Origin of the sequence: Hallella mizrahii (genome assembly GCF_009695775.1) — a bacterium.
Classification (GTDB): domain Bacteria; phylum Bacteroidota; class Bacteroidia; order Bacteroidales; family Bacteroidaceae; genus Prevotella; species Prevotella mizrahii.
On the sequence record NZ_VUNG01000080.1, the window covers coordinates 1 to 3201 of the forward strand.

General features: G+C 39.5%; 1 protein-coding gene. It reads right to left on the bottom strand.

Annotated elements, in window-relative coordinates:
- Positions 1-409: 409 nt before the first annotated feature.
- Positions 410-2935 (bottom strand): DEAD/DEAH box helicase, encoded by a 2526-nt coding sequence (locus tag FYJ73_RS15425; protein ID WP_154535629.1) that lies wholly within the window; start codon positions 2933-2935, stop codon positions 410-412.
- Positions 2936-3201: the final 266 nt, after the last annotated feature.

Below are 3201 nucleotides of genomic sequence, written 5' to 3' on the forward strand. Positions count from 1 at the left end.
GATTACCGCTACAAATGTAACAATAATAAATGAAATGACAAAACATAATAAGTTAAATATAAACTGATTTATAGATAATTGGCTTTGCAGCTTGCGTTATCGCTACAAATTAATCGAAAATTCAGATTTCAACCGTACCCCTTCATAAATTTCGTCCTATAACTTCTATTCACCACATTATGGGGTCGGTTTAAAACGCCCCTCCCAACCCTTATTTCGTGATTCCTGATGTAATCGAAAGTTAAATACGTTAAATTATTACCTTTTCGTATCTAATCAGAATCCATACAGTCACTTTTCTACCGTTTAGAGCGTATAACATTGATAATCAACTAATAATAGATACTATTTATGAAATAATATTCTTCCATCTGGTAGTTAATACACTTGCATAGATTTAACAATAATACTATATTTGATCGTTGTATCTAATGAACAGATTATTTAATTCATCATGGTCATTCAACGAATAGACTTCATTTCGAACTTCTGAAAGTGCGACATTTATGGTTTGAATTTTCTTTCCTGAAAGAGACTCTACAACACGTAGCATTTCATTGCGCCCTACGGAAGTACAACGTTCAGAATATTCAGCCATACCTTTCAGCTTAGGAACAGAGTCAGCATACCCTGTAAAATGAGGTTCAAGCACGGAAAATTCAAACTTATCATTCACCTTCCTAACAATAATAAAATCTGGAAATAGAGGCTTTAATTCCGTACCTGATTTATATTGAATGCAAAGTGATGATTCCTTGTTTGGAATATTTCGCAACCAACAGACAAATCCTTCCTTCTGTCTTTCTGCCTGAAGAACATCTTCCTCCCATGTGTCAAGTTTGAACACAGCGTTGCCCTGGCCATCACAATACAGATGGTCATTATAGATCTGTCCTTCCGGATTCTTGTTTGTAACTATCAAATCAGGCAAGCATAAGTCAAATGGTTGTGTTGAGACATGCGCTTTGACAATCTTCTCGAACTCACGCTTCTCAGCCTCACCACGCGACTCAATGTCGTGGCGATACCTGTCAACATACTTATAAAACTTTGCCTTGCAGAATGCGTCAAGTTGCTCTTTGCAGGTTTGGTCATAGACATAGAGTATAAAGTGAAGACGTAAATCTGTATTGTCATATTCTCCAGCCCTCTTTTTTCGATAGGCAGTCAGGACGCCATCACGTCCAAACTGTGCTTCAACGTTCTCACTCCAATTATAGATGTCGGTATCTGTTAGTTCAAAAGAACTTCCATCTTTTTCATCAGTAATAATTGACCCCAAAGCATCGAGCGACACAATCTTGTCGTTCATCACTCGAACACTGTCCATAGACTGTTCGTATTGTCCGTTGTCCTCCAACTGTTGAATGAATAAAGTGATTTTGCCTACGATATCCGCAAGCAAATCATTTATTGCATTTCGGAACAATCGCGTTCTAACAAGAAGATGGCATAGCTTGAAAAGTGCCGTTCTATAGTTCGTAATTCCCTTCTTAGGTATAGCATATGAGTCAATCTGTGCATTATTTATGGCTTCAAATACCTCCTGACGTGAAATGCCACATGGTAGATTACCTCGAAGTTCCAGTATTTGTTTCTCTTTAGGATGAGTTTCAACATTCGTAGGAATAACACCTTCCAGCTCACGTTTTACTCTTTCAACCGTCACTGAATTGAAGTTTGGCAGATATAGATTTACTTCATTCAGTGTATCGTCTGTCTCTATCCGTTTCTGCAAAGGTGTTCGCACCATTCGCCCGAGCAACTGCGCAATGTTAGTATAACCTGTAGCTACCTTAAAAGACATCATAGTCTCTGCGCGTGGACAATCCCAACCTGTTGAGAGATTATCCTTGAAGAATATCACTCTGACATCCTTTTTCTCAGAAATACGAGATGGATCAAGATACTTCACTTCAAGGCCATTCATGTTAATAGTCTCACTATTATTGAAGGTATGTACAACTTCTCCCTGTTGTAGTGTAACCCCGGCATTCGACTCTATCTGCCGGATACATTCGTCAAGGTCGGTTTCCGAGACGATTTCCTTATTACCATTCTTTACTTGCACAACTAAAGCAGGACAAACATCCACGTTCTCATGCTGCTTGTATGCTTGCCAATGATTACACTTATCTTTCCATTCCTTTGCCGCTTGCGCCAGATAGGTCATTTCGGCAAAAGCCTCACCGTCGTTGGGGTGATGAATGTTTATTTTATCTTTCAGCAAACCAGATTCACGCACTTCGTCTGGAGTAACCTCCACCTTTGGCATTTGAGTTGAATTGGAATTATTTGCCAGTGACTGGAATCTTTCGAGGGTAGCACTCATACCAATTACTAAAGGCATTGACGGCATATTGTCAGCAGCAGAACCAAGTATGAACTTCTGCATGATAGACATTTGTTCCATCTGATCTGTCTTTGCGCCTCTGTGAGCCTCGTCAATGATGACAACAAGTTTCTCTCCATATTCCTCTACAGTATTACGCATGAAGTCCCAACCTGTGTAGTTCCTATCGTTGCTGTACTTGATGAGATTACTGTTTGCTCCAAATTTCTGAGTATTTACGAAGTATATAGTGCCTGGTTGTAACTTGTCTGCTTTGAAACTCTTCTCGTCAATGGTTACAACCGGACGCATCATCAGTTTATCAGCCTTGGCATAGAGTTTCATCTTGCTCTGTTCGTTTAACTCAGGGGAATCACTAATCCATAGGACAATAGCATCATTTTCTGCCCCTTGATGAGTATCGCCGCAATAGAGAGCTTCGATAAATGCTGACATGATAATCGTTTTACCAGCACCAGTTGGAGCCGTAAAGGGGATGATGTGTTTATCACCATCTTGTTTATATCTGTGTTGCGCTTTCTTTTGTCGCTCTCGTAATTCGTCAAGCGCTTTCTGTTGAAAATCAAATAAATCTACTAACATAAGCCTTTATCATCTTTCTATGTTAATTTTAAAGTTATCAAGGTAATCGCGATAGAGCTGATAGGTGTTCTTTACACTTAACTGAGTTGCAAGTGCGCGATAATTGTCTTCACTATCGTCTACGATGTAAACAGTTTCACCTCAAATCCGCAACTACGCGCCTAATATGATACAGAAGCGAAAATAATCTGCATCGTTAGTAAAAAGGGGGCACAGTGCATCGAATGTCACCATAAAGACATATAAATGCCCCTTACCCCACCATG

Excerpts from the sequence above, each read along its gene's own strand:
- FYJ73_RS15425 (WP_154535629.1), bottom strand. The coding sequence starts at position 2,935 with ATGTTAGTAGATTTATTTGATTTTCAACAGAAAGCGCTTGACGAATTA.